The organism is Croceicoccus sp. Ery5, assembly GCF_020985325.1.
Classification (GTDB): Bacteria; Pseudomonadota; Alphaproteobacteria; order Sphingomonadales; family Sphingomonadaceae; genus Croceicoccus.
Map to the genome: position 1 here is coordinate 1439183 of NZ_CP087587.1, position 23341 is coordinate 1462523.

15 protein-coding genes and 1 tRNA gene are annotated in these 23341 nt (G+C 63.5%); 6 read left to right on the plus strand and 10 right to left on the minus strand.

Annotated elements, in window-relative coordinates:
• The first annotated feature begins 142 nt into the window (after positions 1-142).
• Positions 143-817 carry a response regulator transcription factor gene (locus tag LOZ74_RS06640; protein WP_230281394.1) on the plus strand — a complete coding sequence of 225 codons (675 nt, stop codon included), beginning with the start codon at positions 143-145 and terminating at the stop codon, positions 815-817.
• A 6-nt stretch (positions 818-823) separates the two neighbouring features.
• On the opposite strand, the gene LOZ74_RS06645 is transcribed toward LOZ74_RS06640, so the two are convergent.
• From LOZ74_RS06645 to LOZ74_RS06655, 3 genes are all read right to left on the minus strand, one after another.
• A complete protein-coding gene (locus LOZ74_RS06645) occupies positions 824-3613 on the minus strand; it encodes a DUF3857 domain-containing protein (protein WP_230293387.1) in 2790 nt (929 codons plus the stop codon).
• 195 nt (positions 3614-3808) lie between these two features.
• Entirely contained in the window at positions 3809-6565 is a 2757-nt protein-coding gene (locus LOZ74_RS06650; RefSeq protein ID WP_230293388.1) for a TonB-dependent receptor domain-containing protein, read from the minus strand.
• Between the two features lie 127 nt (positions 6566-6692).
• Positions 6693-8249 (minus strand): hypothetical protein, encoded by a 1557-nt coding sequence (locus tag LOZ74_RS06655; protein ID WP_230293389.1) that lies wholly within the window; start codon positions 8247-8249, stop codon positions 6693-6695.
• 279 nt (positions 8250-8528) lie between these two features.
• Between LOZ74_RS06655 and LOZ74_RS06660 the strand changes: the two genes are divergently transcribed.
• The 3 genes from LOZ74_RS06660 to LOZ74_RS06670 all read left to right on the plus strand — a co-directional run bounded on the left by LOZ74_RS06660 (position 8529) and on the right by LOZ74_RS06670 (position 12978).
• Positions 8529-8891, plus strand: coding sequence for a hypothetical protein (locus LOZ74_RS06660; RefSeq protein ID WP_230293390.1), 363 nt, complete (start codon positions 8529-8531; stop codon positions 8889-8891).
• Between the two features lie 381 nt (positions 8892-9272).
• Positions 9273-11396 (plus strand): RNA degradosome polyphosphate kinase, encoded by a 2124-nt coding sequence (locus LOZ74_RS06665; RefSeq protein ID WP_230293830.1) that lies wholly within the window; start codon positions 9273-9275, stop codon positions 11394-11396.
• Positions 11397-11409: 13 nt separating this feature from the next.
• Positions 11410-12978 (plus strand): Ppx/GppA family phosphatase, encoded by a 1569-nt coding sequence (locus LOZ74_RS06670; RefSeq protein WP_230293391.1) that lies wholly within the window; start codon positions 11410-11412, stop codon positions 12976-12978.
• Between the two features lie 77 nt (positions 12979-13055).
• Here LOZ74_RS06670 and LOZ74_RS06675 read toward each other — a convergent pair whose 3' ends face one another.
• The 6 genes from LOZ74_RS06675 to LOZ74_RS06700 all read right to left on the minus strand — a co-directional run bounded on the left by LOZ74_RS06675 (position 13056) and on the right by LOZ74_RS06700 (position 20071).
• Positions 13056-13226, minus strand: a complete 171-nt coding sequence (locus LOZ74_RS06675) for a CsbD family protein (RefSeq protein WP_230293392.1) — start codon at positions 13224-13226, stop codon at positions 13056-13058.
• Between the two features lie 216 nt (positions 13227-13442).
• Positions 13443-13517, minus strand: a tRNA-Asn gene (locus LOZ74_RS06680).
• A 160-nt stretch (positions 13518-13677) separates the two neighbouring features.
• A complete protein-coding gene (locus tag LOZ74_RS06685; RefSeq protein ID WP_230293393.1) occupies positions 13678-15156 on the minus strand; it encodes an NAD-dependent succinate-semialdehyde dehydrogenase in 1479 nt (492 codons plus the stop codon).
• Between the two features lie 114 nt (positions 15157-15270).
• Positions 15271-16053, minus strand: coding sequence for an NAD kinase (locus tag LOZ74_RS06690; protein WP_230293394.1), 783 nt, complete (start codon positions 16051-16053; stop codon positions 15271-15273).
• Between the two features lie 95 nt (positions 16054-16148).
• Positions 16149-19694, minus strand: a complete 3546-nt coding sequence (gene mfd / locus LOZ74_RS06695; RefSeq protein WP_230293395.1) for a transcription-repair coupling factor — start codon at positions 19692-19694, stop codon at positions 16149-16151.
• An 80-nt stretch (positions 19695-19774) separates the two neighbouring features.
• Positions 19775-20071 (minus strand): succinate dehydrogenase assembly factor 2, encoded by a 297-nt coding sequence (locus tag LOZ74_RS06700; RefSeq protein ID WP_230293396.1) that lies wholly within the window; start codon positions 20069-20071, stop codon positions 19775-19777.
• Positions 20072-20135: 64 nt separating this feature from the next.
• On the opposite strand from LOZ74_RS06700, the gene recG reads away from it, so the two are divergent.
• The gene (gene recG / locus LOZ74_RS06705; RefSeq protein ID WP_230293831.1) at positions 20136-22202 is read left to right on the plus strand and encodes an ATP-dependent DNA helicase RecG; all 2067 of its coding nucleotides are present in this window, start codon (positions 20136-20138) and stop codon (positions 22200-22202) included.
• Between the two features lie 75 nt (positions 22203-22277).
• A complete protein-coding gene (locus tag LOZ74_RS06710; protein WP_230293397.1) occupies positions 22278-22724 on the plus strand; it encodes a hypothetical protein in 447 nt (148 codons plus the stop codon).
• A gap of 3 nt (positions 22725-22727) precedes the next feature.
• Here LOZ74_RS06710 and LOZ74_RS06715 read toward each other — a convergent pair whose 3' ends face one another.
• Positions 22728-23264, minus strand: a complete 537-nt coding sequence (locus tag LOZ74_RS06715; RefSeq protein WP_230293398.1) for a septal ring lytic transglycosylase RlpA family protein — start codon at positions 23262-23264, stop codon at positions 22728-22730.
• Between the last annotated feature and the right edge of the window lie 77 nt (positions 23265-23341).

The window sequence follows — 23341 nt, forward strand, 5'->3', positions numbered from 1 at the left end:
CGGCGATAATTCGGGCCTTCGGACAGGTTTTTTCGCTGTCCGGAGGCCTGTTTTCGTTCATAGTTACGATCGCCGCGAAAGCGTCACGAATGCGTCACATCATTGCGCCAACCCGTCCCCGCAACCGGGGGACTGTCACATCGTGGACCAAGTTTACATCTATCTGACCGACCCGTACGCAGAGGCGATGGAGCCTTTCGCGCATGACGAGATGCGCTTCGTTTTCGAACGGCTGGAAGCGAGCGGCCCGCGCCGCCTGCTCGACGGGCCGATCTGGGCCTTTGTCGATTGGGTGATGGACGATCTGTCGGGCCTTGAAATGTGCCGCCGCCTGCGCGCCGACGAACGCACGCGCGATGCCCATGTCACCATGGTACTGGAACGCGACGATATCGAAGACCGCCGCCGCGCGCTGAGCGCGGGGGCCGACGATTACATGGTCGGTCCGCTGGACCGCAATGCGGTGCTTGACCGCGTGTTGGCAGTGCAGGCGCGCAGCCGCCATCGCCATGCGACGCAATTACTGCAGGCAGGCGATCTTGCCATCGATCTGATGGCGTTACAGGCGCGCTGGGGGCAGACGCCCGTCACGCTGCGACCCAATGAATTCCGCCTGCTGCGCTTTTTCGCCGAGAACCCGAATCGCGTGCTGACAAGGCACGAGCTGATCGAGGGGCTGGGCAAGCTGGAGCCGCCGATCGACGAACGCACGGTCGATGTCTGGATCGGACGCCTGCGCCGCGCGCTGAAAGCGGCGGGCGCAGGCAATCCGCTGCGAACGGTTCGTTCGCTCGGCTATGTCCTCGACATCGGCTAGGGTCGCTTACGGCTTCAGGCCATAGCGGGCGTAATCCTCGGCAATGCCGGGCCAAGTGTCTGCGACATAGTCGATGATCGCATCGCCGCCATCCTCGCCCAGTCGGCGCTGCGCAAAGCCCAGAATATAGCGCGTGCGATAGGCATCGGGCGCTGTGGCCAAGGCGGCTTCGGCATCGGCCTTGGCCTTTGCAGGATCGCCCATGGTCAGCCATGCCAGCGCCCTGCTGTCGAGCACCGATGCCGGATTGCCGGCCTGTTCGACTGCCTTGTCGCACATCTCGATCATGTTGTCCTTGCCCACGTGGAAGCGGGCGCGATACCAGCATGCATTGTTCATGTGGTATCCTTTGCCGGGCTGCTCCTCGATCAGGGCATCCAGCATCGCCATGCCTTCGTCGGCGCGGTCGGCATAGGCGAGCACTTCGGACCGGACATAGACGAACGCTTCGTGGTCGTCGCCGTAGTCGTCGTAATCGTCGAGCAGTTCCAGCGCCTCTTCAGTCTCTCCCATGCGCGCCAGCTGTCCGGCGAGAATGCGGGCGTTATAGCCGGTGGGGTCGAATTCGAACGCCTTGCGGAAGTCGGCGAGGGCATCCTTGCCGCGTCCCAGATTGCGGCGGGTAAAGCCGCGGCTGCGGTAATTGTCGGCACCGGGATCGATGGCGATGGCGGCGTCCATATCCTCCAGCGACAGGGCAAGGCGTCCTGTCAGCTGCCGGAACAGGGCACGGTTGGTATAGCTGCGCGCATCCTCGTCATCGCGTTCGATCGCTTTGGCATAGGCATCCTCGTACGGGGCAAGCCGCTTTGCCAGATCGGGTTGCGCATATTGCCATGCACGCGGCGCGTCGGCGGGCGAGAGCAGGAAGGGCGCGGCATTGCTGGCGCGCGCGGCCTGCGTGCGGGCACGGCCGATTTCGGCAGACGGCATTTCGCCGCCGGTGCTTTCCAGCCGTTCGTGCGCCACCAGCCGGTCGCCGGCCAGTTCGACATGGCGGATCACCCGCTCTCCGCTGTAACCGATGTCGAGATCGGGACGCCCGCGCAGGACAAAACCTTCTCCCATTTCGGGTAGCAGAATGGTGACATCCGCTTCGACCAGACCCGGATAGCCCAGTTCGACGGGAATATCGCGCCACGCGGCCCGCGCGCGGTCGGCGTTGAATTCATATCCGGCGGCAGGCAGCATATCGAGGTCGTGCCGCTTGCGCGCGCCTTCGGTATGCCATGGCGTGGTCATCAGCCCCGTAATGGTAAAGCTGACCGTGCCCGCTTCGTCATCGGTTTCGACATCCCCGTCAACCAGCGTAAGCGCGCCCAGCGGGCTGCTTCCGGCAAGGTTTTCCAGCAGCTTGTCGCGTTGCTCCTCGCTCATTTGCCCGACGCTTGCGGCCAGATTGCTGGCGCTGGCGCCCGAAAGGCTGGTGGTGACAGTGGCCAGCGTCGGGATATCGACGCCGCCGCGCTGGTCGAGCACGACCGTCATGGTCATGTCGGCCTGTGCCGGCACGCGTGGTTCGACCGGTTGCAGGCCGGTGCCGTCGGCGCGGATGGGCAGCGCAAAGCGATAGGGCGGCGTATTGGCGATATTGCCGATCCGCGTTCCGGTCATCGTGCCATCAAGCCAATATGGCGTTCCGTCGATATCGGCGCGCACGATCACATGATCGAAAGCGGCAGGCATCGGTACCATTTCAGGCGCGGCATCGCTATATTGCGTGTTCACCAGCACCGGTTCGGCATCGATCCCCAGTTCGTGCAGCAGCGCCAGCAGCAGCACCGATTTCGCCTTGCAATCGCCAAAGCGCAATTCCCACGTCTTCGCCGGAGCCTGCGGGGTGTAATTGCCGCCCGACATGCCGTTCATCAAATAGCCGATACGCTCCTGCACCAGCCGAGTGGCCATCGCCGCGCGTTCCAGCGGGTCATCGGTGGCATCGGCAATGCGCGCGACTTCTTCGGCCAGCGGGCTGCCCGGTTCGATGGAACCGGTCATGTCGTATAGCGGGGCGAACACCGAAGATACCTGCTCCCAGCTCTGGAACGTGCCTGCCTGAACGATCTGGGGGCGCGTATAGCGGCTGGGCGCGTCGTCGGGCAGCTCGTCCCGCTCGTCCAGCGGCAGGTCAAAGCGGATATAGCGGTAACCCTTGCGCGTTTCCTCTTGCGGCTGCGGCAAATCGGGGCCGGCCTTCCAGCGTATCGCCTCGTCCGCGGGCCAGGATACGACATTGCGCGCAAAACCCGCTTCGGCCGGCTTGGCGAAGAGAAAGGAATTGAGCTGCGCGCCGCCAGCCAGCGTTTCGTCATGAATGGTCTGGCTGAATACGATATTCAGCACGTCGCCGATGCGCAGGCCCGGCACGGCCATGGTCGCCGTCAACATGCCGTCCAGCGTGCGGCTTTCCAGCTGCATCTCGCGCCGAAGAACGGTGTATTTCTCTCCGCCTGCCAGTACGTCGATCACCTCGTCCCCGCGCAGGATGCGTACGGCGTGGATTGTCAGATCGCCCTTTTCGGGCATCCATGTCGCCGTGCTGGTGCCTGCCTGCGTCAGCGCCTCGGCACTGTCGAGCTTGATCGCGCGGTCGATATAGACGGTGACGGTTCCGCCCTCGATCCTTTGCTGCACGTCGTAACGCGCGATCGCGGTTTTGGCGTCGGTATCGATCAGATCGGTCGCAAGAGCATCCACCCAGTCGGGCGCGGGGCCATAGACGACCTCCTCTCCCGCAAGGGCGGGCGTTGCCGCCAGCATGACAGGTGCAAGCAGCAGCGCGGTTGCAAAACGCATCAGCAAATTCCCCCTATTCAGTCCCCTGGGCCTGTTAGTGCCAAGTGAAACCTGTTTAGGCAAAGACTTCTTTAAACTTGCGAAAATTTGCACGCCCATGTGCCGAAAAGGGGCAAGGGCGCCCGCATCGGGGGATAAAAAGAGGCCCGGTTTCCGCTGGGAAACCGGGCCGACAGGTGCAGAAATTGTCGTGGATCAGAATTCCATCGAAGCACCCAGCGAGAACGAGGCGCCACGCTTGTAGCTGTTGACCTCGATCCGGTTGGTGCCGTTGTCCTGATATTCCAGATGGTCGCGGGCAAAAATATTGCGCGCCTGGAAATTCAGTTCGACGTTCTGGCCCAGGAAGCTGGCTTCGGTACGGGCGACGAAGTCCACGGTCAGTCCGGGATCCTCGACGATCGGGGGCTGCTGCGGGCCATAGCCGATCACACGCTCGCTGGCATAGTTCAGCAGGATGGTGAACTGCTGAAGCACGTCCATATCCTCAAGCCCGAACTGCAGGTTGGCGACATGCTCGGACTGACCGGTCATGGCGTCACCCGTGTCGAAATAGCTGTCGATGGTGACCGGGCTGCCGGGGAAGGGGGCCGTGGTCGCATCGTCAAAGCCCGACAGTTCCGACTTCGAATAGGTATAGTTCGCGATCAGCATCAGCTGCTTCGTTTCGAACCAGCCTCCGACGTCGAACAGCTCATAGCTATATTGCGCTTCCAGTTCGGCGCCATACAGCTTGGCCTTGGGCACGTTGATAAAGCTGGTGATGCGCCCGCCACCCGACGTGATGTTCGTCACCGCCTCGATCGGATTGTCGATTTCCTTATAGAAACCGGCCACGCTCAGCCGGTCGCCGCCGCCCAGATAATACTCGCCGCGCGCTTCCGCATTGAACAGCTCGCTATCGGTCAGGAACGGGTTGCCGCGATACTGGCGGTTGTTTTCGGGATCGTAATAGGTCTGCTCGATCAGCTCGCGGAACTGCGGGCGGCCGATGGTCTTCGATGCCGACAGGCGCAGCTGCAGATCGTCGCTTGCTTCCCAGGTCAGCGTCGCGGCGGGAAGGAAATAATCCTCCTCGATATTGGTGACCGCGGCGGTCGGGTCGATGTCGTTGAACACCGGGGCCAAAGCTACGTTCTGCTTGCCGCTTTCATAGCGCACGCCGACATCGACCGTCATCGTGTCGAGCGGCAGCCAGCGCAACTGGCCATAGCCCGCATGCACTTCCAGCGCGGCGTTGAACGCGGGGTTTTCCGAGGGCTCGACCAGGCCGACGTTAAAGCCCGCCAGCGTCGCGCCGTTCACGATGTCGCCCGGACGACGCAGGCCGACGGCAGTCAGCACTTCGTTGGTCAGCCCATAATCGACCATATTGGGGTCGACGCTCATCTGCAGCTGGAATTCGCGGCGTTCGGAATAGCGGTCCGTGTCCGAATAGGCATAGCCGACCGTCGAAACGAGGTTCGGCAGGATTTCATAGCTGGCGTCGATGCCGCCGAACCAGAGCTCTTCCTGCAGATCCTCGAACACCGAGGTGATCGGGTCGACGTTCTGGATCTGGTTGCCGGTGACATTGGCAACGTAATAATCGCCGGTCGGGGTGTCCAGATTGGTGCGGACATAGTTGAAGGTCAGATTATACGGCGCCTCGCGGTCGGTGCGGGCATAGCCGCCGCGCACATCGACCGACAGCGGCCCGAATTCGAACTCGCCCACGATCTGGCTGTCGATCAGCTGGCGTTCGTACCATGCCGTGTTCTGCGTGACGACGTCATATTCGTCTTCGTACTGGAACGTATTGGCAAGGCTGGCCTGCTTGCGCGTGTCGCGGATATACAGGTTGGTCCAGCGGATGGTGTGCTCGCCGAAATCCATGCCGATGCCCACCAGCGCGTTGAACAACATGCGCTGGTCGGTAATGAAGTTTTCGGAATCGTCGCGCAGTTCCAGATCGGTGTTGCCGGTCTGCGAAACGACCAGACGGTTGCGCCAGCTGTTTTTCAGGCCAGCGGTGGCGATCACGCCAAGAACCGCGTCCGAACCGACGTCGAACGACGTGCCCGCCGTGGCCGAAGCCGACCAGTTCGGGGGCAGATTGCCGATTTTCTGGACAGTGGCCAGATTGGTCGGCCAGATCTGCGCGGCGATCCCTTCCTGCGTGGCGATATCGGTATTTTCGATCCGCTCGCCGCTGTCGATAAAGGCCTCGAGGTTCGAAGGACGGTCGCGGTTACCGTTGTCGAAACCGGTCCAGTCGATGTCGGACCCGAAATAGGACAGGCCGTCGCGGCCCGTGGTGCGCGTGTCGCCGCCACCGCTGACCGAAATGGTGAAGAAGCTTTCCTCGGGCACGGCGCGGGTGGTGAGGTTGATCACACCGCCGCCGAATTCACCGGGGAAGTTGGGCGAATAGGTCTTTTGCACCAGCGAGGATGCAATGACATTCGTCGGAAAGATGTCGAGCGGAACGACGCGGCTCAGCGGTTCGGGGCTGGGCAGGGGCAGGCCGTTCAGCATGGCGAGCGAATAACGGTCACCCAGACCGCGCACGTAAACGCGGCCGTCGCCGACCACCGACAGGCCGGTCACGCGGTTGAGCGCGCCCGCGATGTCGCCTTCGCCGGTGCGGGCGATCTGTTCGGCGGACAGCACGTTGACGACCTGCGTCGACGAACGGGTCACGTCGCGAATACGCCGGCCGGTGACGATGATGTCGCCGCCGGGCACCGAGATATCGGGCTCGGAATAATCGTCCTCGGTCTGCTCGTCGCTATCGGCCAGAACCTCGGCGCCGGGGCCCAGTGCATCCTCGGCCTGCTGGATCTCGGCAGCTTCGGTGCTGGGATCATCGCCCGGGGGTACGCCGATTACGTCCTGCGCGAAACCGGTGGCGGGAAAGGAAAGCGCGGTGGAAAGCAGGAGTACGCCTGCAAGGCGCTTGCCGGTCGACATGGCTTTGAAACCCCCTCAATGGATCAGTCGGGTCGGGCCCCGTGGGCCCGTCAAAATCGCAAAACGAAAAGGGGGAGGGCGGATGCCGGCACTCGTCCGGTCAAACGCGCCCTCCCCGATTACGCTATCAGGAATAAACCGGCAGTTCGGTGCACAGGCCGGTGTTATTGCCAAAGGTGAGGGTGGCGCTGTCGCAGGTCCAGCCCTCGTACCAGGTGTCGGTCGCGTCCTCGACGGCGCCGACATAATCGGTCGCATCGAAGAAGCTCGACAGGGCGGTCGGGTCGAATGCGGTCACGCCCGCCTCTCCGGTGCCGTTGATGAACGAGCCGGTGAGGGTGATGGCGAAAGCCGAGTCGTTATTGTCGCCGGCGTCGAAAGCGGCTTCGACTTCGGCATTGGTAACACCCGACGAACCGCGGAACGGCTGGGTCGTGCCGCAATCTGCGACCACCGATTCAAAGGTCGGGTTCTGGGCCAGCGTTACCGCTTCGTCGAGGCGGATGCAGGTCTTGTCGCCGTCGATGTCCATAACCGTGTTGACCAGGCTGAACTGCGCACCGCCGCGCAGGCGCAGTGCCTGTGCACTGGCCGAGCTGCGCGAGATGAAGGTCGCATTGGCAACCTGCAGATTGGTGCGCGGCAGGGCGCCGGTGGTGTAATCGTCATCGGGCGAGTCCAGCTCGATGATGTTGTCGCCGGCGCTCGCGCGCTGGGCCACGATCACATATTGCAGGTTCGCCTGCGCGCCGGTGTCGACGTCGAGCGAGTCGTCCGAAGCGCCCACGACCACGACGTTCTTCATATTGACTTCGCCGCCGAAGAATTCGGTGCCGTCGTCCGAGCTGTTGAAGCTCATCCAGTGGTCGATGGTGGTGCCCGAACCGATGCCGCCGGTGGTCAGCGACTGCAGTTCCGAACCGCCTTCCAGCGTGAAGCCCGAGAAGCGGATCTGGAAATACTGCATGGTGCCCGAGCTGTCGCCGGGCGTGTTGCCGCCGAACAGCGTGGTCACGGCAGCGCCTTCAAGCTCCTGCTCGCAATTGGCCTGGTTGGCCTTGTTCGGAACGCCGTCGCGGCAATCCGAAACCGGTGCGCGGCCCAGCAGCACGACGCCGCCCCACTGCGCGTCCGAATTGTCGGTCGCAAGGCCCAGCACGTTGTCACGGCTGGTGAAGATGATCGGCATGTCCTCGCTGCCGACGGCGTCGATCTGGTTGCCGCGGTTGACGACCAGATACGAACGGCCGGTCGCGCCATACAGGATCACGCCGGGCTCGATCGACAGGGTCACGTCGCTGTCGGCGCCGGTGTCGGTCGCGCCGCCATCGGTGCCCACGTCAACGCGGCCGTTGATCGAATAGAGCAGACCTTCGATGTAGGGCAGGTTGTCGCTCTCGTCGAAAGTCGCGGGCAGCGTGCAGATGCGATATTCGCCCGCGTCGCCGGTGATCGTTCCCGAATCGGTCAGACCGCCCGTCGAATTGATGGTCGGGCAACCGGTTGCCGGCGTCACCGACGGGGTAGGCGTGGGAGTCGGCGTCGGCGTCGGCGTGGGAGTCGGCGTCGGGTTGGTGATGATGATGTCACCGCCCGTGCCGGGGGAGACGATTTGGTCGCCACCGCAGCCGGCAAGCGCCAGCATGCTGCAGCCAAGAATAAGCGAGCGGTGAATATTGGTCACGGCGGTTGGTCCCCTTGGTACCGAGAATCGAATTGCGTGCGATTTCGGATCGCGAGGCCCCGCTAGACCCGCCTTGTGACAGTTTCTTTGCAATCAAATGATCATCCGGCTGACATATTTGTCCAAAGCCGCGGAAATCAGCGGTTTCGCGCCTGCAAAAACTTTTGCGGGGGTGCTTGCCGCAAATGTTTCAGAAAAATGACAATGTTACAGAAATGTTGCAGATCGGGGTGATCGGGCGCATGTTTTGCTCAACGAGACGGATAAGGAGAGTAAGATATGGCGATTGCTACGCTGCTTGCAGGCCTGCTCATGGCGGGGACTGCCGCCACCAATGCCGGAGCCGCCGACTATAAGGCGAATGCCGCGCCGCAGCCTGCTGTGGCCGACGAGATCGAGGTTGCCGCCATCATCGACAATGGCGATCCGGTGCAGCTTTTGAACCGCGGCGTCGAATATGCGCGGCAGGGCGATACGGATAAGGCACGGGCCATGTTCACGCGCGTGGCGGATAATCGCATGCGCTATCAGATGGAAACGGCGGACGGTTCATGGGCCGATTCGCGGGTGCTGGCGCGCAAGGCGCTGGGCATGCTGGATCGCGGCGAGTTCACCGCGTCGCGGATGGCCAAGGCCGACTGATTTCGCGACTCGGTAAAACGATTGCCACGCAGGGTGTGGTCTGGCCGTCCCCCTTTGCCAGACCGCACCCTTTTTTATGTGTGCGATCATAGGGCGCATGATATCCGCGCCCTGCGCCGCCTTATTCCGGCCTTGTAACCCATGCTGCAAACGCGCATGATCATGGGGTTGCCGCACCGGTTTCGGGGCGGTTTTCTGCCATTCAGCAGCCCATGCAGCCATGATGACGGTCCGATCCCGGTTAGAAAACTGTAACACGGTCGTAACACCGCATCCGCATCGCGCGGCGGGCAGTTCCGATGCTGCCCGATCCGATCCAATATGGCGAGCGTGATGAACGAGATGACCAGGTCCGAGCCGGCCGATGCGACACCTGCGGCGATGGACTCGATCCCTCCGCAGGACCTCTATTATAATCGCGAGCTGAGCTGGCTGGCGTTCAACAGGCGCGTTCTGGCAGAGGCTGCGCGCCCCGATTACCCGCTGCTGGAACGCGTGCGCTTCCTCTCGATCTCGGGCAGCAATCTCGACGAATTCATGATGATCCGCGTCGCGGGACTGGCGGGGCAGGTTCGGCGCGGCATTTCCAAACTGTCGATAGAGGGGCGCACCCCTTCGCAGCAGCTTGCCGCCATCCGCGAGGCGACCGAGGCATTGCAGGCCGAGCAGCAGGACATATGGCGCGAGCTTCACGGCCTGCTGGTCAAAGAGCGTATCCATGTTGCCGACGAAGGCCGCATCGATGTCGACGCGCGCAACTGGCTCAAGGAATATTTCCTCGATCACTTGCTGCCGGTCCTGACCCCGCAGGCGATCGATCCCGCGCATCCGTTTCCCTTCGTCGCGAACCAGGGTCTGGGCGTGCTGTTCCACCTGACCCGCATTTCGGACGGCGAGCAGGTGGTGGAGATGATCCTGATCCCGTCGGCTCTGCCGCGTTTCGTGCGCGTGCCGGGTGGGGAAGAGGCGACCTATATTTCCATAGAGCGGCTGATCTGCCGTTTTGCGGACTTGCTGTTCCCCGGCTTCCGGATCGAAGGCGACGGCGCGTTCCGCGTGCTGCGCGATTCGGATATCGAGCTCGAGGAAGAGGCCGAGGATCTTGTCCGCTATTTCCGCACGGCGATCCAGCGCCGCCGCCGCGGCAAGGTGATCCAGCTTGAAATTGAAGAGGATTTCGATCCCGTCGCGGGCGAATTGCTGCGCGAACAGCTGGGCCTGACCGATGTGCAGGTCATCAAGACCAACGGCATGATCGGCGTCGAAGGCCTGTCCGACATCGTCGACGAGGACCGGCCCGAGCTGAAATTCGAGCCCTATAGCCCGCGCTATCCCGAACGTATCATGGAGCACGACGGGGACTGCTTTGCCGCGATCGGCGAAAAGGACATCGTCATCCATCACCCTTACGAAAGTTTCGAGGTGGTGGTCGATTTCGTGCGTCAGGCCGCGAACGATCCCGATGTGGTGGCGATCAAGCAGACATTGTACCGCGCGGGCAAGCAATCGGCGATCATCAACGCGCTGATCGCGGCGGCAGAGGCAGGCAAATCGGTGACCGCCGTGGTGGAACTGAAAGCCCGTTTCGACGAGGAACAGAACCTTCTCTGGGCCAATCAGCTGGAACGCGCGGGCGTGCAGGTGATCTATGGCTTCGTCGACTGGAAGACCCACGCCAAAGTGTCGATGGTCGTGCGGCGCGAGGGCAGCAAATATCGCACCTATTGCCACTTTGGCACCGGCAATTACCATCCGGTGACGACGCGCATCTATACCGATCTGTCGTTCTTTACCGCCGATCCGCGCTTTGGCCGCGACGCTGCCAAGCTGTTCAATTTCGTTACCGGCTATGTCGAACCGCACGGGCTGGAACAGCTGGTCGTCTCGCCCATCGACATGCGGAACGAGCTGTATCGCAATATAGACCGCGAAATCGCGAACCAGCAGGCCGGACGCCCCGCCGCGATCTGGGCCAAGCTCAATTCGCTGACCGACAAGGGCGTGATCGACAAGCTGTATGAAGCGGGGCAGGCGGGCGTGCCCGTCAGCCTTGTGGTGCGCGGCATCTGTTGCCTGAAAACCGGAATTCCCGGCATTTCCGACACGATCGAGGTTAAATCGATCATCGGCCGCTTTCTTGAACACAGCCGCATCTGGGCCTTTGCCAACGGCTATCGCCTTCCCAGCCCGCGCGCGCGCGTGTTCATCACCAGCGCCGACGCGATGAGCCGCAATCTGGACCGCAGGGTCGAGGCGATGGTGCCGATCCGCAACCGCACGGTGCACGACCAGATCCTGCAACAGGTGCTGCTGGCTAATCTGCTGGACACCGAACAAAGCTGGATATTGCAGGCCGATGGCAGCTATACCCGCGCCGATTCCACCGACAGGCCGTTTAACCTGCACAATTATTTCATGACCAATCCCTCGCTTTCGGGTCGCGGACAGGCGCTTGTCGAAGATGCCGTGCCGCGCCTCGCCTTGCGCAAGGGTGCGCAGGTCTGACAAGATCGAGACGATGAGTTCAATCACCCGACGCAATCGCGAAGCCGCAAGGCACAATGGCGGCTATAGCTGCGCCGTTATCGATATCGGTTCCAACACCGTCCGCATGGTCGTCTATGGCGGATCGCCGCGCGCGCCATCGGTGCTGATGAATGAAAAGGTCACGGCACGGCTGGGCCGCGATCTGGCCGATACGGGCCGCATGCCGGACGAGGCGATGGAACTGGCACTGGCCGGGCTTGCCCGTTTTGCGCTGATCCTTTCGGATCTGGAGATCGAGGATGTGCAAACGGTGGCGACCGCCGCCGTGCGCGATGCCTCCAATGGGGCCGAGTTTCTGGCAAAGGTCCGCGATCTGGGGCTCAGTCCCGAGCTGATCTCGGGCGAGGAAGAGGCACGGATCAGCGCCATGGGCGTGACCGGCGCGTTTCCCGGCCGCGACGGCGTGGTCGCCGATCTGGGGGGCGGCAGTCTTGAACTCGTTGCCATCCGCGATGGCGAGCCGCAGGGCGGGGTCAGCATGCCGCTGGGCACGCTGCGCCTGGCCGCGCTGCTGGAGCAGGGCGAGGGGCGGCTGGACGAGGTGATCGAACAGGCGCTGCACGATGCCGGCTGGGACCATTCGATCACGGGGCCGCTGTTCATGGTGGGCGGCACGTGGCGGGCGATGGCGCTTTATGCGATGCACCGCCAGTCGCACCCGCTGTCGGACCCGCACGGTCTGGGGATGACATCGGCCGAGGCGGCGAAACTGGCCAAGCGGATTGCGCGTACCGACAATAGCGAGCTGAAAGCGGTGCCGCGCGTATCGTCGATGCGCGCCGCGATCCTGCCGGGTGCGGCGGTCTTGCTTGGGGCCTTGCTCGCACGTTTGCAGCCCGAAGGTCTGGTTTTCTCCTCATGGGGTCTGCGCGAAGGGCTGTTGAACGCACGGCTGAGCAAGGCCGAGCGTGCGCAGGACCCGCTTTTGGCAGGTGTCGGGCAGTTTTCGTCACAAATCGGTGCCTCTCCGGCGGTTTCCGCGCGCGTTGCGGGCTGGACCGTGGCAGCTTTGCCCGGCGAACGGCACGGCACCGAACGGCTGCGGCTGGCGGCGACCATGCTGGCGCTCGCCTCGATGCAGGTGGAGCCGAACCTGCGGACCACGCAGGCGGTGGAATGGGCGCTCTACAAGCGATGGCTCGATCTGTCGGATACGGAGCGCGGCATGCTGGCCGCGGCGATCATGGCCAATAGCGGCCAGACTGCCATGCCCGAAGCTATCGCGGCTCTTGCGCCCGAAGACCGGCTGCACGAGGCGATCGGCTGGGGCCTTGCCATCCGCCTGTGCCGCCGTCTGGGCGGCCAGTCGCGCAAGTCATTGAACGTCAGCGTGCTGGCAGTCGAAGGAGGCGATTTGCGGCTCTATCTGCGCAGCAGCCATGCCGCGCTTTACGGTTCGCCCACGCGCAAGGATATGAAGCTTCTTGCCGAACATATGGGGCTGAACCCCGCGGTCGAGATCCTGTCGAAGGATGATTTCACGGCGAAACGCGACGAGATTGCCGACCGTAAATGGGCCGATGCGATTTCGGCCAAATAGACTGGAGCCCGCGAAACAGAAAGGGCGCCCCTGCGATGGCAGGGACGCCCTTGTCCTTAATTGCGATGCGGCGGCGATCAGATGTCGTTGCCGAGCGCGCCTTCGACTTCGCCCTTCAGCTGCTGGGCCTTGCCCTTGACTTCCTGTTCGCGGCCTTCCTGTCGCGTCTGCGGATTGCCGCTCTGCTGCTTGACTTCGCCAATGGCTTCATTGGTGTTGCCTTTGATCTTCTCGGTCAGCTCGCCCATGGGGTCTTCCTTTCGATTTGCGTGCCCGACCATTCGGGCTTTGATAGGAAAACGCATCGAACGGCCAATACGATCCGCCCGTCACAACGCCTTGCCGCGCAAGGCGCGCGACTGGTCGCGGCGCCACAAAAATGCCTGATTTCAAGGGGGTTGCACGGCCGACACCGCCGTGCCCGTTCCGGCGGGGCGGCGCCGTCGCTTGAAAAAGGAAGGAAGTGGCTCCCCGAGTAGGATTCGAACCTACGGCCATTCGATTAACAGTCGAATGCTCTACCGCTGAGCTATCGGGGAGCAGCCCCCAAGCGGTACTTAGGGGGCAGGGCCGTGCCTATATGGAGGGGCGCGGCGTTTGGCAAGAGCGGAATTTCACATCTTTTCCGGTCCGGACGGGCTTGCTGTGCAAAACTGCGTCCGGACCAGCAAAACCGTTCGGATTCAGGCGGGGACCGGATCAGGAAAGGCCGGCCCAGTGCAGGGTCTTCATTTCAAGAAATTCCTCCATCCCGACCGTGCCGCCCTCACGCCCAAGGCCCGATTGCTTGACGCCGCCAAAGGGCGCCTCGGCCATGGAGATCGCCCCGGTGTTGAGGCCGACCATGCCATATTCCAGCCCCTCGCTGACACGCCATGCGCGCGCCATGTCGCGCGTGTAGAAATAGGAGGCGAGGCCGAATGGCGTGTCATTGGCCATGGTTAGCGCGTCTTCTTCGGTATCGAATTTGACGATGCCCGCCAGCGGGCCAAAGGTTTCCTCGTCCATCAGCAGCATGCCCGGCTTCACGCCGGTCAGCACCACGGGGGCAGTGAAACCGTCGGGCGCATCGGCGCGGGCGAAGATGCTGGCGCCTTTTGCCAATGCGTCATCGACATGTTCGGCGACCTTGGCGTCGGCCTTGTCGTCGATCAGCGGGCCGGTAGTGATACCGTCTTCCAACCCGTTGCCGACTTTCAACGCGCGGACCTTTTTGCCCAACGCCTCGACCAGTGCGTCGTGAATGCCGCTTTGCACGAAGATGCGGTTGGCGCAGACGCAGGTCTGGCCCGCATTGCGGAACTTGCTGGCCATGATGCCCTCTACCGCCGTGTCGATATCGGCATCGTCGAACACGATAAAAGGCGCATTGCCGCCCAGTTCCATGCCCAGTTTCTTGACCGTTCCCGCGCATTGTTCGATCAGTTTCGCGCCCACGCCGGTCGATCCGGTGAAGGACAGCATGCGCACCGTCTCGCTGCCGGTCATCTCGCCGCCGATCGCGCGCGAATCGCCGGTCACCACGCTCAGCACACCCTTGGGTACGCCCGCGCGTTCGGCCAGCACGGCCAGCGCCAGCGCGGTGAAAGGGGTCGCTTCGGCCGGCTTGACGACCATCGTGCAACCCGCTGCCAGCGCGGGGGCCGCCTTGCGGGTGATCATCGCGGCGGGGAAGTTCCAAGGCGTGATCGCGGCGCACACGCCCACCGGTTCCTTGCGCACAAGAATGCGGCGGTCGGGCGAGGGGGCGGGGACTTCCATGCCGTAAACACGGCGCGCTTCCTCTGCGAACCAGCTGACGAAGCTGGCGGCATAGGTGATTTCGCCCACCGCCTCGGCCAGCGGTTTGCCCTGTTCCATGGTCATGATCCGGCCCAGATCGTCCTTGTTCGCCATGATCAGCCGGTGCCATTCGCGCAGGATCGCGGCACGTTCGCCCGCGGGCATCTTGCGCCACGATTTGAAAGCAGTGTCGGCGGCGGCAATCGCCTCGCGCGTTTCGTCGGCGCCGCAGCGCGGTATGGTGCCGATGATTTCGCGGGTGGCCGGATTGGTGACGCCGGTGGTTGCGCCCGTCGCCGCGTCGCGCCATTCGCCCGCGATATAGACTTTCTGGACGAACAGGGACGGGTCTTTCAGGCCCTTGGCGGCCGAGTAAACGGTCAGGCTATCACTCATCGTTCATCCTTCATTTGCGCTTCCGTCCGATATGGAGCGCCTTGCGCCCGCCGCAAACCCTTGCGCCAACGGCATCGGGCAGGCGTTGCTGGCGGAGGATCAGCAGGGTGCAGGTCAGATCATGAACTGCTCGCCCACGATCCGCTCGTCCAGGCTGTGGCCGCGGTCGAACAGCAGGGTGAGGTCGCATTCATGCGCGATCTTCACATCGATGCTGACGATGTCGCGGATTTCCTTTTGGTCGGCCACCGCGGAAACGGGCCGTTTCGATACGTTCAGCGCCTTGATCGATATCGGCAGATGATCGGGCAGGATCGCCCCGCGCCAGCGACGGGGGCGGAATGCGCTGATCGGGGTCAGCGCCAGTAGCCCGCAGGACAAGGGCAGGATCGGGCCATTGGCCGAGAAATTATAGGCGGTGGAGCCCGCAGGGGTCGCCACCAGCACGCCGTCGCAGGCAAGTTCGGGGATGCGGATCTTGCCGCCGACGCTGATCTGCAGCTTGGCGGTCTGGCGCGTTTCCCTGAGCAACGAGACTTCGTTGATGGCATGGCCGGTGATCGTCTCGCCGCTGCGCGTCACGGCAGTCATGTCGAGGGGCGAGACGGTCTGCGCGCGGGCATTGGCCACGCGTTCGACGATGGGGCCGCCCACGCTGCCCAGCTTGTTCATCAGGAAGCCGACCGTGCCAAGGTTCAGGCCATAGGCGGGGATGATCCGCTTTGCATCCAGCATCTGGTGCAGCGTCTGAAGCATGAAACCGTCGCCGCCCAGCACGACCACGGCATCGGCGTCCTCCAGCGGTGCCCAGTCGTGCTCACCCTGCAGGCGCTGGGCGGCGCGCTGCGCCTTGTCGGTGTCGGAAACGGCCAGCGCCAGTCGCTTATACTCTGCCATGCGCCCCTCTAGTCGGATTGTCGCGGCGGACCCTATGGATGGTAGGGCGTAATGGCAATCGCCGGAATGGGACCATCGGGCGGCTGACGGTTCGATCAGGCGGGTTGCGCCTGTTTCACCGCTCGCCGCACGATGGACGACAGCCCCTTGGTCAGCTGGAACAGCCCGTTCAGCCGTGCCTTCGGATCGCCCCATGCGCGTTCGATCACCAGCTTGTTGTCGGGACGCAGGCGGGCGGTGCCCTTCAACCGTTCGACATAGGCGATCAGCCCCATGGGATCGGGGAATTCGTCCTTGTGGAAATGGATCAGCGCGCCGCGCGGTCCGACATCGATCTTGGCGATATTGGCGGCCAGCGCCTGCGCCTTGATCTCGATCAGCTTCACAAGGTTTTCGGTGGGAGACGGGAGCGGACCGAAGCGGTCGATCATCTCGGCGGCAATACCCTCGATCGCGTCCTTGTCGTCGGCATCGTTCAGGCGGCGATACAGCGCCATGCGCACGGCCAGATCGGGAACATAGTCCTCGGGAATCATGATCGGGGCGTCGACGGTGATCTGCGGGGACAGGCCAGTGCGGTCCTCCACCACGCCCAGATCGCCCGCCTTGGCCGCCATGATCGCGTCTTCCAGCATCGATTGATAGAGTTCGAAGCCGACTTCCTTGATATGGCCCGATTGTTCGTCGCCCAGCAGATTGCCTGCGCCGCGAATATCCAGATCGTGGCTGGCGAGCTGGAAGCCCGCGCCCAACGAATCCAGATCGCCCAGCACCTTCAGCCGCTTTTCGGCGACTTCGGACAATTGCACCCCGGCATCATGCGTCAGCAGCGCATAGGCACGCAGTTTCGACCGGCCGACGCGCCCGCGCAGCTGATACAGCTGGGCAAGGCCGAACTTGTCGGCGCGGTGGATCACGATGGTATTGGCCGAAGGAATGTCCAGCCCGCTTTCGACCACGGTGGTCGACAGCAGGACTTCGTATTTCTTCTCATAGAACGCGCTCATGCGCTCTTCCAGCTCGGTCGCGGGCATCTGGCCGTGGGCGGCGACATAGCGCACCTCGGGCACGTTCTCGCGCAGCCAGTCCTCTATCGCGCCCATGTCGGAAATACGCGGCACGACGATAAAGCTCTGCCCGCCGCGATGATGTTCGCGCAGCAAAGCCTCGCGCACGACCATATCGTCCCATTCCATCACATAGGTGCGCACCGCCAGCCGGTCGACGGGCGGGGTCTGGATGACCGAAAGCTCGCGCAGGCCCGACATCGCCATCTGCAATGTGCGCGGGATGGGCGTGGCGGTCAGGGTCAGCACATGCACATTGGCGCGCAGGGCCTTCAGCTTTTCCTTATGCGTGACGCCAAAGCGCTGTTCCTCGTCCACGATGACAAGGCCGAGGCGCTTGAACCTGACGCTCTTGGACAGGATCGCATGGGTTCCGACGACGATATCGACGGTACCGGCCTCGAGCCCGTCGCGCGTTTCCGCGGCCTCTTTCGCAGGGACAAGGCGCGACAGCCGGCCGATTTTGATGGGGAAACCGGCAAACCGCTCGGTAAAATTGGCGTAATGCTGGCGGGCAAGCAAGGTGGTCGGCGCGATCATCACGACCTGCTGCCCTGCCATGGCCGCAAGGAAGGCGGCGCGCAGGGCCACCTCTGTCTTGCCAAAGCCGACATCGCCGCAGACCAGCCGGTCCATCGCGCGCCCGTCGGCCAGATCGCCCATCACGTCACCGATGGCGCGGTCCTGATCGTCGGTCTCGTCCCAGGGAAAACGGTCGACGAATGCATTGTAATCGGCATCCGGTTCGATCACCGGCGCCTTTTGCAGCGCGCGCTTGGCGGCGGTGGCCAGCAATTCATGCGCGATTTCGCGGATGCGCTCTTTCAGGCGGCTCTTGCGCTTTTGCCATGCCTCTCCGCCCAACCGGTCGAGCGCGGCATTCTCGTTCTCGGACCCATAGCGCGACAGCACGTCGAGGTTTTCGACCGGCACATACAGCTTGTCGCCGCCGTGATATTCCAGCGCGACGCAATCATGCGGGCTTTTGCCCACGGGCACCGATTGCAAGCCCAGATAACGGCCGATGCCGTGGTCCATGTGGACGATAAGATCGCCTGGCGACAGCGCCTGCAATTCGGCCAGAAACGCATCGGCGTCCTTGCGGCGTTTCTTGCGGCGGACCAGCCGGTCACCCAGCAGGTCGCGCTCGGTCAGCAGCTCGATCTGTTCGCTGGCAAACCCGCTCTCCAGCGGCAGCACCACGGCGACAGGGCGTCCCTTGGCGGCGATGCCCAGCGCTTCCTGCCAGCTGTCGGCCAGCGCGGGTTCGCGCTTTCCGGCTTCGCCCAATTGGGAAACGATCCGCCCGCGCGATCCGGTGGAATAGCAGGCGAGCACCACGCGCTTGTCCGCTTTCGCCTGCTTTTCCAGATGTTTCGACGCGGCATCATAGATGTTTTCCGAACGCGAACGCTCGGGCGCGAAATCGCGGGCGGAGGCAAAGCCGAAATCCAGCGTCCTGTCGCTTTCGGGTTCGGCAAAGATCGAGCTGCGGTGCACCGGCCAGCTTGACAGCGCGGCGTTGAATTCATCCTCGGACAGATAGAGCGCGTCAGCCGCCAGCGGGCGATAGCTGCCTGCCTTTTGCCCTGCGACCTGCTGGCGGGCCTGCCGGTAATCGCGGATTTCGGCCAGGCGCTCCTCACCCGCACGGATCGCGCCGCCATCGATGACGATCGTGTCGTCCTTGCCCAGATGATCGAACAGGGTGGACAGCTTTTCCTCGAACAGGGGCAGCCAGTGCTCCATCCCTGCCAGCCGCCGCCCCTCGCTCACCGCCTGATACAACGGGTCGCCGGTGGCATTCGCGCCAAACATCTCGCGGTAATTGCCGCGGAACCGTTTGATCGTGTCTTCCGACAAAAGCGCCTCGCTCGCGGGCAGCAGCAGATGGTGTTCGGCAACGCCCGTGGTGCGCTGGGTGGTGGGATCATACAGGCGCATGCTCTCCAGCTCGTCGCCGAAGAAGTCCAGCCGCAGGCCCGCCTGTATCGTCTCGCCCGCGTCATTCTGCGTCTTCAGGCCCGATGGCACGATATCGAAGATCGAACCCCGCACCGCAAATTCGCCTGCGTCGATCGCCGTATCGCTGCGCGCATAACCCTGCCGTTGCAGCAGCGCGATCAGGCTTTCGTGCCCGATCTCCGCCCCCGGTTTCAGCATGCGCGTAGCTTCGCGTATGCGGAACGGGGTCAGCACGCGTTGCAATAGCGCATTGACCGTGGTGACCAGCAATTGCGGGCCGTCGGCCTTGCCCTGCCCACGATTGTTTAGAGCCTGCAGTGCCGCCAGTCGCCGCGCGCTGACCGACAATGCAGGGCTGGACCGGTCATAGGGCAGACAGTCCCACGCCGGAAACTCGATCACATCCAGTTCGGGCGCGAAGAACGGGGCGGCATCGGCGATTGCCTGCATCGCCTGCTCGTCGGGTGCGACAAAGACCGCTCGTGCCGCATTGCCCGTGCCGCGCGCCGCGCGCGCCAGATCGGACAGAACCAGCGGCAATGCGCCGCGCGCAAGCGAGGACAGCACCAGCGGTTGATCCGCGGCGATCAGGCGGGGAAGATCGGTCATGCGCAATTCGTCATTTCGGGGCGCTATCTGGCGACGGAATTCACCTGCCGCAAGCCCCGATCGGCGGCTGCCGGGCCCGCCTATCTATGGATATGAACGTAATCCAGCCGTTGCAGCGCATCCATCATTGGCCCTGCAAAGCGTTCGGGCGGCAATTGCGTGCCCAGTGCCCATGCCATGATGTCGACGTCGTCCTCGTCCAGCAAGGCCTCGAACCAGGCCAATTCCTGTTCCACCCATTCGGCGTGGCATTTGTCGAAATAGCCGCCGATCATGAAATCGGCTTCGCGCGTGCCGCGGTGCCATGCGCGGAACTTGGCCCGCCCCAAACGTTCAGGGTTCAGCCGGTCTTGGTCGGGTTTCGCGGTGTCGCTCATGCTGGTCGGGTATACTCGTGCGCGATGCGGTGCAAGCGCCGGAATGCGGCGCTATAGCATCGTCATGCGTCCCGAAGTGCTCAATCCCCTGTTCGCCGCTGCCGATAGCCTGAAGGGCGTGGGCGCGAAGCTTGAAAAGCCGCTCGACCGGCTGGGCCTGCGGCATGTGAAGGATTTCGCCTATCATCTGCCCGACCGGTTTATCGAACGCCGCCAGATCGGCGCGCTGGCCGAAGGCGGGATCGGCGAACACATCATCGTCAGGCTGACGCCCAAGGCCTATCGCGCCAGCGGCAGCGGGCGGGGTCCGTTCCGCGTGATGGCAGAGGATGACGCGGGCGAACGGATCGCGCTGACCTATTTCGGGCGGGCGTCCTATTCCGCGCGCAAATTGCTGCCGCTGGAAGAAGCGCGCTGGGTGGCGGGCAAGCTGGAGCACTTTAACGACACGCTGCAAATGGTGCACCCCGATCACGTGTCGGAGGATGGCGGCGCGGCGCTGGGCCAAACGTGCGAGCCGGTCTATCCGCTGTCCGACGGGCTGACGGCAGGGCGGCTGCAACCATTGATCGAGCAGGCACTGGGCGCGCTGCCCGAATTGCCCGAATGGATCGAACCCGGCGTGATGGAGCGGCGCGGCTGGCCGAAATGGCGCGATGCGCTTCATCTGGTCCATCGCGGTCGGCACAAGGAAGCGCGCGACCGGCTTGCCTATGACGAGTTGTTCGCCAGCGCACTGGCGCTGATGCTGGTGCGTGCCGACAATCGCCGTCGCAAGGGCACGTCGATGCAGGGCGACGGTCATTTGCGCGACCGGCTGACGCTGCCCTTCGCGCTGACCGGCGCGCAGGCGCGCTCGATCCGCGAGATAGAGGGCGATATGGCGCAGCCGCACCCGATGTTGCGCCTGTTGCAAGGCGATGTCGGCAGCGGCAAGACGGTCGTGGCGCTGCTTGCCATGCTGAACGCCATCGAATGCGGGAAACAGGCCGCTCTGCTGGCGCCCACCGAAATTCTGGCGCGCCAGCATCACGCGACCTTGCAGGAAATGGCACGCGGCACCGGTGTCGAAATCGCATTGCTGACGGGCAGGGACAAGGGGCGTGCGCGCGAATCCATCCTGATGGGGCTGCTGGATGGATCGATCCATATCGTCGTCGGCACCCATGCCATCTTTCAGGACAGCGTGAATTACCGCGATCTCGGCCTTGTCGTGATCGACGAACAGCACCGCTTTGGCGTGGGTCAACGGCTGATGTTGCAGCAAAAGGCGCGCACCACTGCCCATTGCCTTGCCATGACCGCAACGCCCATCCCGCGTACCCTGCTGCTGGCCCAGCATGGCGAGATGGAGGTCAGCCAGCTGGACGAACTGCCGCCGGGGCGCAAACCCATCGATACGCGCGTCGTGCCGGTCGAGCGGATGGACGATGTCGTCGCCGGTCTGGTCCGCCATGTGCAATCGGGCAAGCAGGCCTATTGGGTGTGCCCCATGGTGCACGAGCACGAGCGCGAGGATCTGGCCGCGGCCGAAGAGCGTTTCGATGCGCTGAAGCACGTGCTGGGCGAGGGGAATGTGACCCTTGTCCACGGACAATTGCGGCCCGAGATCAAGGACGCGAACATGGCCCGCTTTGCCAGCGGCGAAGTTGCGGTGCTGGTGGCGACCACGGTGATCGAGGTGGGGGTGAATGTGCCCAATGCCTCGCTGATGGTGATCGAACAGGCGGAGCGCTTCGGCCTTGCCCAGCTGCACCAGCTGCGCGGGCGCGTCGGGCGTGGGGCGGCGGAATCGGTCTGCCTGCTGCTGCGCGGCCAGATGTTGAGCGAAACGGGGCGTGAGCGGCTTGCGCTGATGCGGGAGACGCAGGACGGTTTCCGCCTTGCCGAAGAGGATTTGCGGCTGCGCGGCGGGGGCGAAATTCTGGGCACGCGCCAGTCGGGCGAAACCGCTTTTCGCGTTGCCAGCCCCGAACAGATTACGGAATTGCTCGAAGCCGCGCATGACGATGCCCGCTTACTGCTCGACCGTGCGGGCAGCGATTTGGAGGGCCCGCGCGGCGATGCGGCGCGGCTGGCGCTGTATCTCTTCGAACGCGACTATGGCGTGCAGCTTTTGCGCGGGGGGTAGCATGTGCGACAGGCTTGCATGCGGGGCGCACATGCGAAAGAGTTGCAAGCGGACTGAACGGGCGGAGTAGGCCAATTGCCACGCATTTCTAAGACGGGTTTTGCGGTTGTGCCGCTCGCGGTTCTGGCCGCTCTGGCATCGTGCGGCGATCCGCAACCGGGGCTGGAAACGCCCGAGCGGACCGAGGCGCTGGAACGCTGCGACGTAAAGCTGGCCGCGCTGGCCAATGGAGAGAAGCAGCTGAAGCGCCTGTGCGATTGCACCACGGGGCGGCTGGCGCAGCAGGGTTTCACCCTGTCCGACCTGGACGGCGAACACCGCGACCGCGCGATGGAGCAGGTGCGATGGTGCATGACGCAAACCGGTGCCGCGCCGCTGAAAACGCCGGGCGTGATCGGAGCGCCCGATGCCGGACACGGATCGCCCGATGGCGCGGATGAAACGCCTGATGCCGTTGATAAAGAGATAGTGCCGGAAGTGGAGGCAGAAACAAACCGGCCGGAAACAGCGCCTGCCGGGTAGGGTTTAGCCTTCGAGCAGCGCCAGATCGACATTGCCGCGCCCGCGGCTCTTGATTCCGATTTCCTTGGCGGCGGCTTCGGACAGGTCGATCACGCGATTGCCGTGATAGGGGCCGCGATCGTTGATGCGGACCACTACCGACTTGCCGGTACGGTTTGACGTAACGCGCACAAGGCTGCCGAAGGGCAGGGTGCGGTGCGCGGCCGTCAGTTCCGTCGGGTCGAAAGTCTCGCCGCTGGCCGTCCGGCGCCCTGCGAATTTGGGGCCGTACCAGCTGGCTTCGCCGGTGCCGAGCAATTCGGCAATCTCGGGCTCTGCGGCTTCGGGTTCGGCCATTTCAGGAACTGTATCGGCGGACCCTGCGTTATGAATGGCAGTCGCCGGAACAGTCGCGAGGGCGAGTTCGGCCTCCAGCGCGGCGGCCATCGGGTCCTCGGTGCCTGCGCGGGCGACCGATACCGGCATTGCCGCCATGGTGGCGATGCCGAATAGGGCGATGGCGCGCATCGGGCGCAGCCGCATGTTGACTTGCGTCTTCATGGGGCCGGACAATAGCAGCAAAAACTTCCAATTGGTTTCGGTTTGCCGCCTTTCGGCCACATTTGAACCGGCATTTT

What these genes read in the sequence shown, in the direction of transcription:
- LOZ74_RS06690 (WP_230293394.1), bottom strand. Translation starts at nt 16,053, where the DNA reads ATGGCAGAGTATAAGCGACTGGCGCTGGCCGTTTCCGACACCGACAAG.
- mfd (WP_230293395.1), bottom strand. Translation starts at nt 19,694, where the DNA reads ATGACCGATCTTCCCCGCCTGATCGCCGCGGATCAACCGCTGGTGCTG.
- recG (WP_230293831.1), top strand. Translation starts at nt 20,136, where the DNA reads ATGCGTCCCGAAGTGCTCAATCCCCTGTTCGCCGCTGCCGATAGCCTG.
- LOZ74_RS06645 (WP_230293387.1), bottom strand. Translation starts at nt 3,613, where the DNA reads ATGCGTTTTGCAACCGCGCTGCTGCTTGCACCTGTCATGCTGGCGGCA.
- LOZ74_RS06650 (WP_230293388.1), bottom strand. Translation starts at nt 6,565, where the DNA reads ATGTCGACCGGCAAGCGCCTTGCAGGCGTACTCCTGCTTTCCACCGCG.
- LOZ74_RS06670 (WP_230293391.1), top strand. Translation starts at nt 11,410, where the DNA reads ATGAGTTCAATCACCCGACGCAATCGCGAAGCCGCAAGGCACAATGGC.
- LOZ74_RS06700 (WP_230293396.1), bottom strand. Translation starts at nt 20,071, where the DNA reads ATGAGCGACACCGCGAAACCCGACCAAGACCGGCTGAACCCTGAACGT.
- LOZ74_RS06675 (WP_230293392.1), bottom strand. Translation starts at nt 13,226, where the DNA reads ATGGGCGAGCTGACCGAGAAGATCAAAGGCAACACCAATGAAGCCATT.
- LOZ74_RS06715 (WP_230293398.1), bottom strand. Translation starts at nt 23,264, where the DNA reads ATGAAGACGCAAGTCAACATGCGGCTGCGCCCGATGCGCGCCATCGCC.
- LOZ74_RS06660 (WP_230293390.1), top strand. Translation starts at nt 8,529, where the DNA reads ATGGCGATTGCTACGCTGCTTGCAGGCCTGCTCATGGCGGGGACTGCC.
- LOZ74_RS06685 (WP_230293393.1), bottom strand. Translation starts at nt 15,156, where the DNA reads ATGAGTGATAGCCTGACCGTTTACTCGGCCGCCAAGGGCCTGAAAGAC.
- LOZ74_RS06665 (WP_230293830.1), top strand. Translation starts at nt 9,273, where the DNA reads ATGGACTCGATCCCTCCGCAGGACCTCTATTATAATCGCGAGCTGAGC.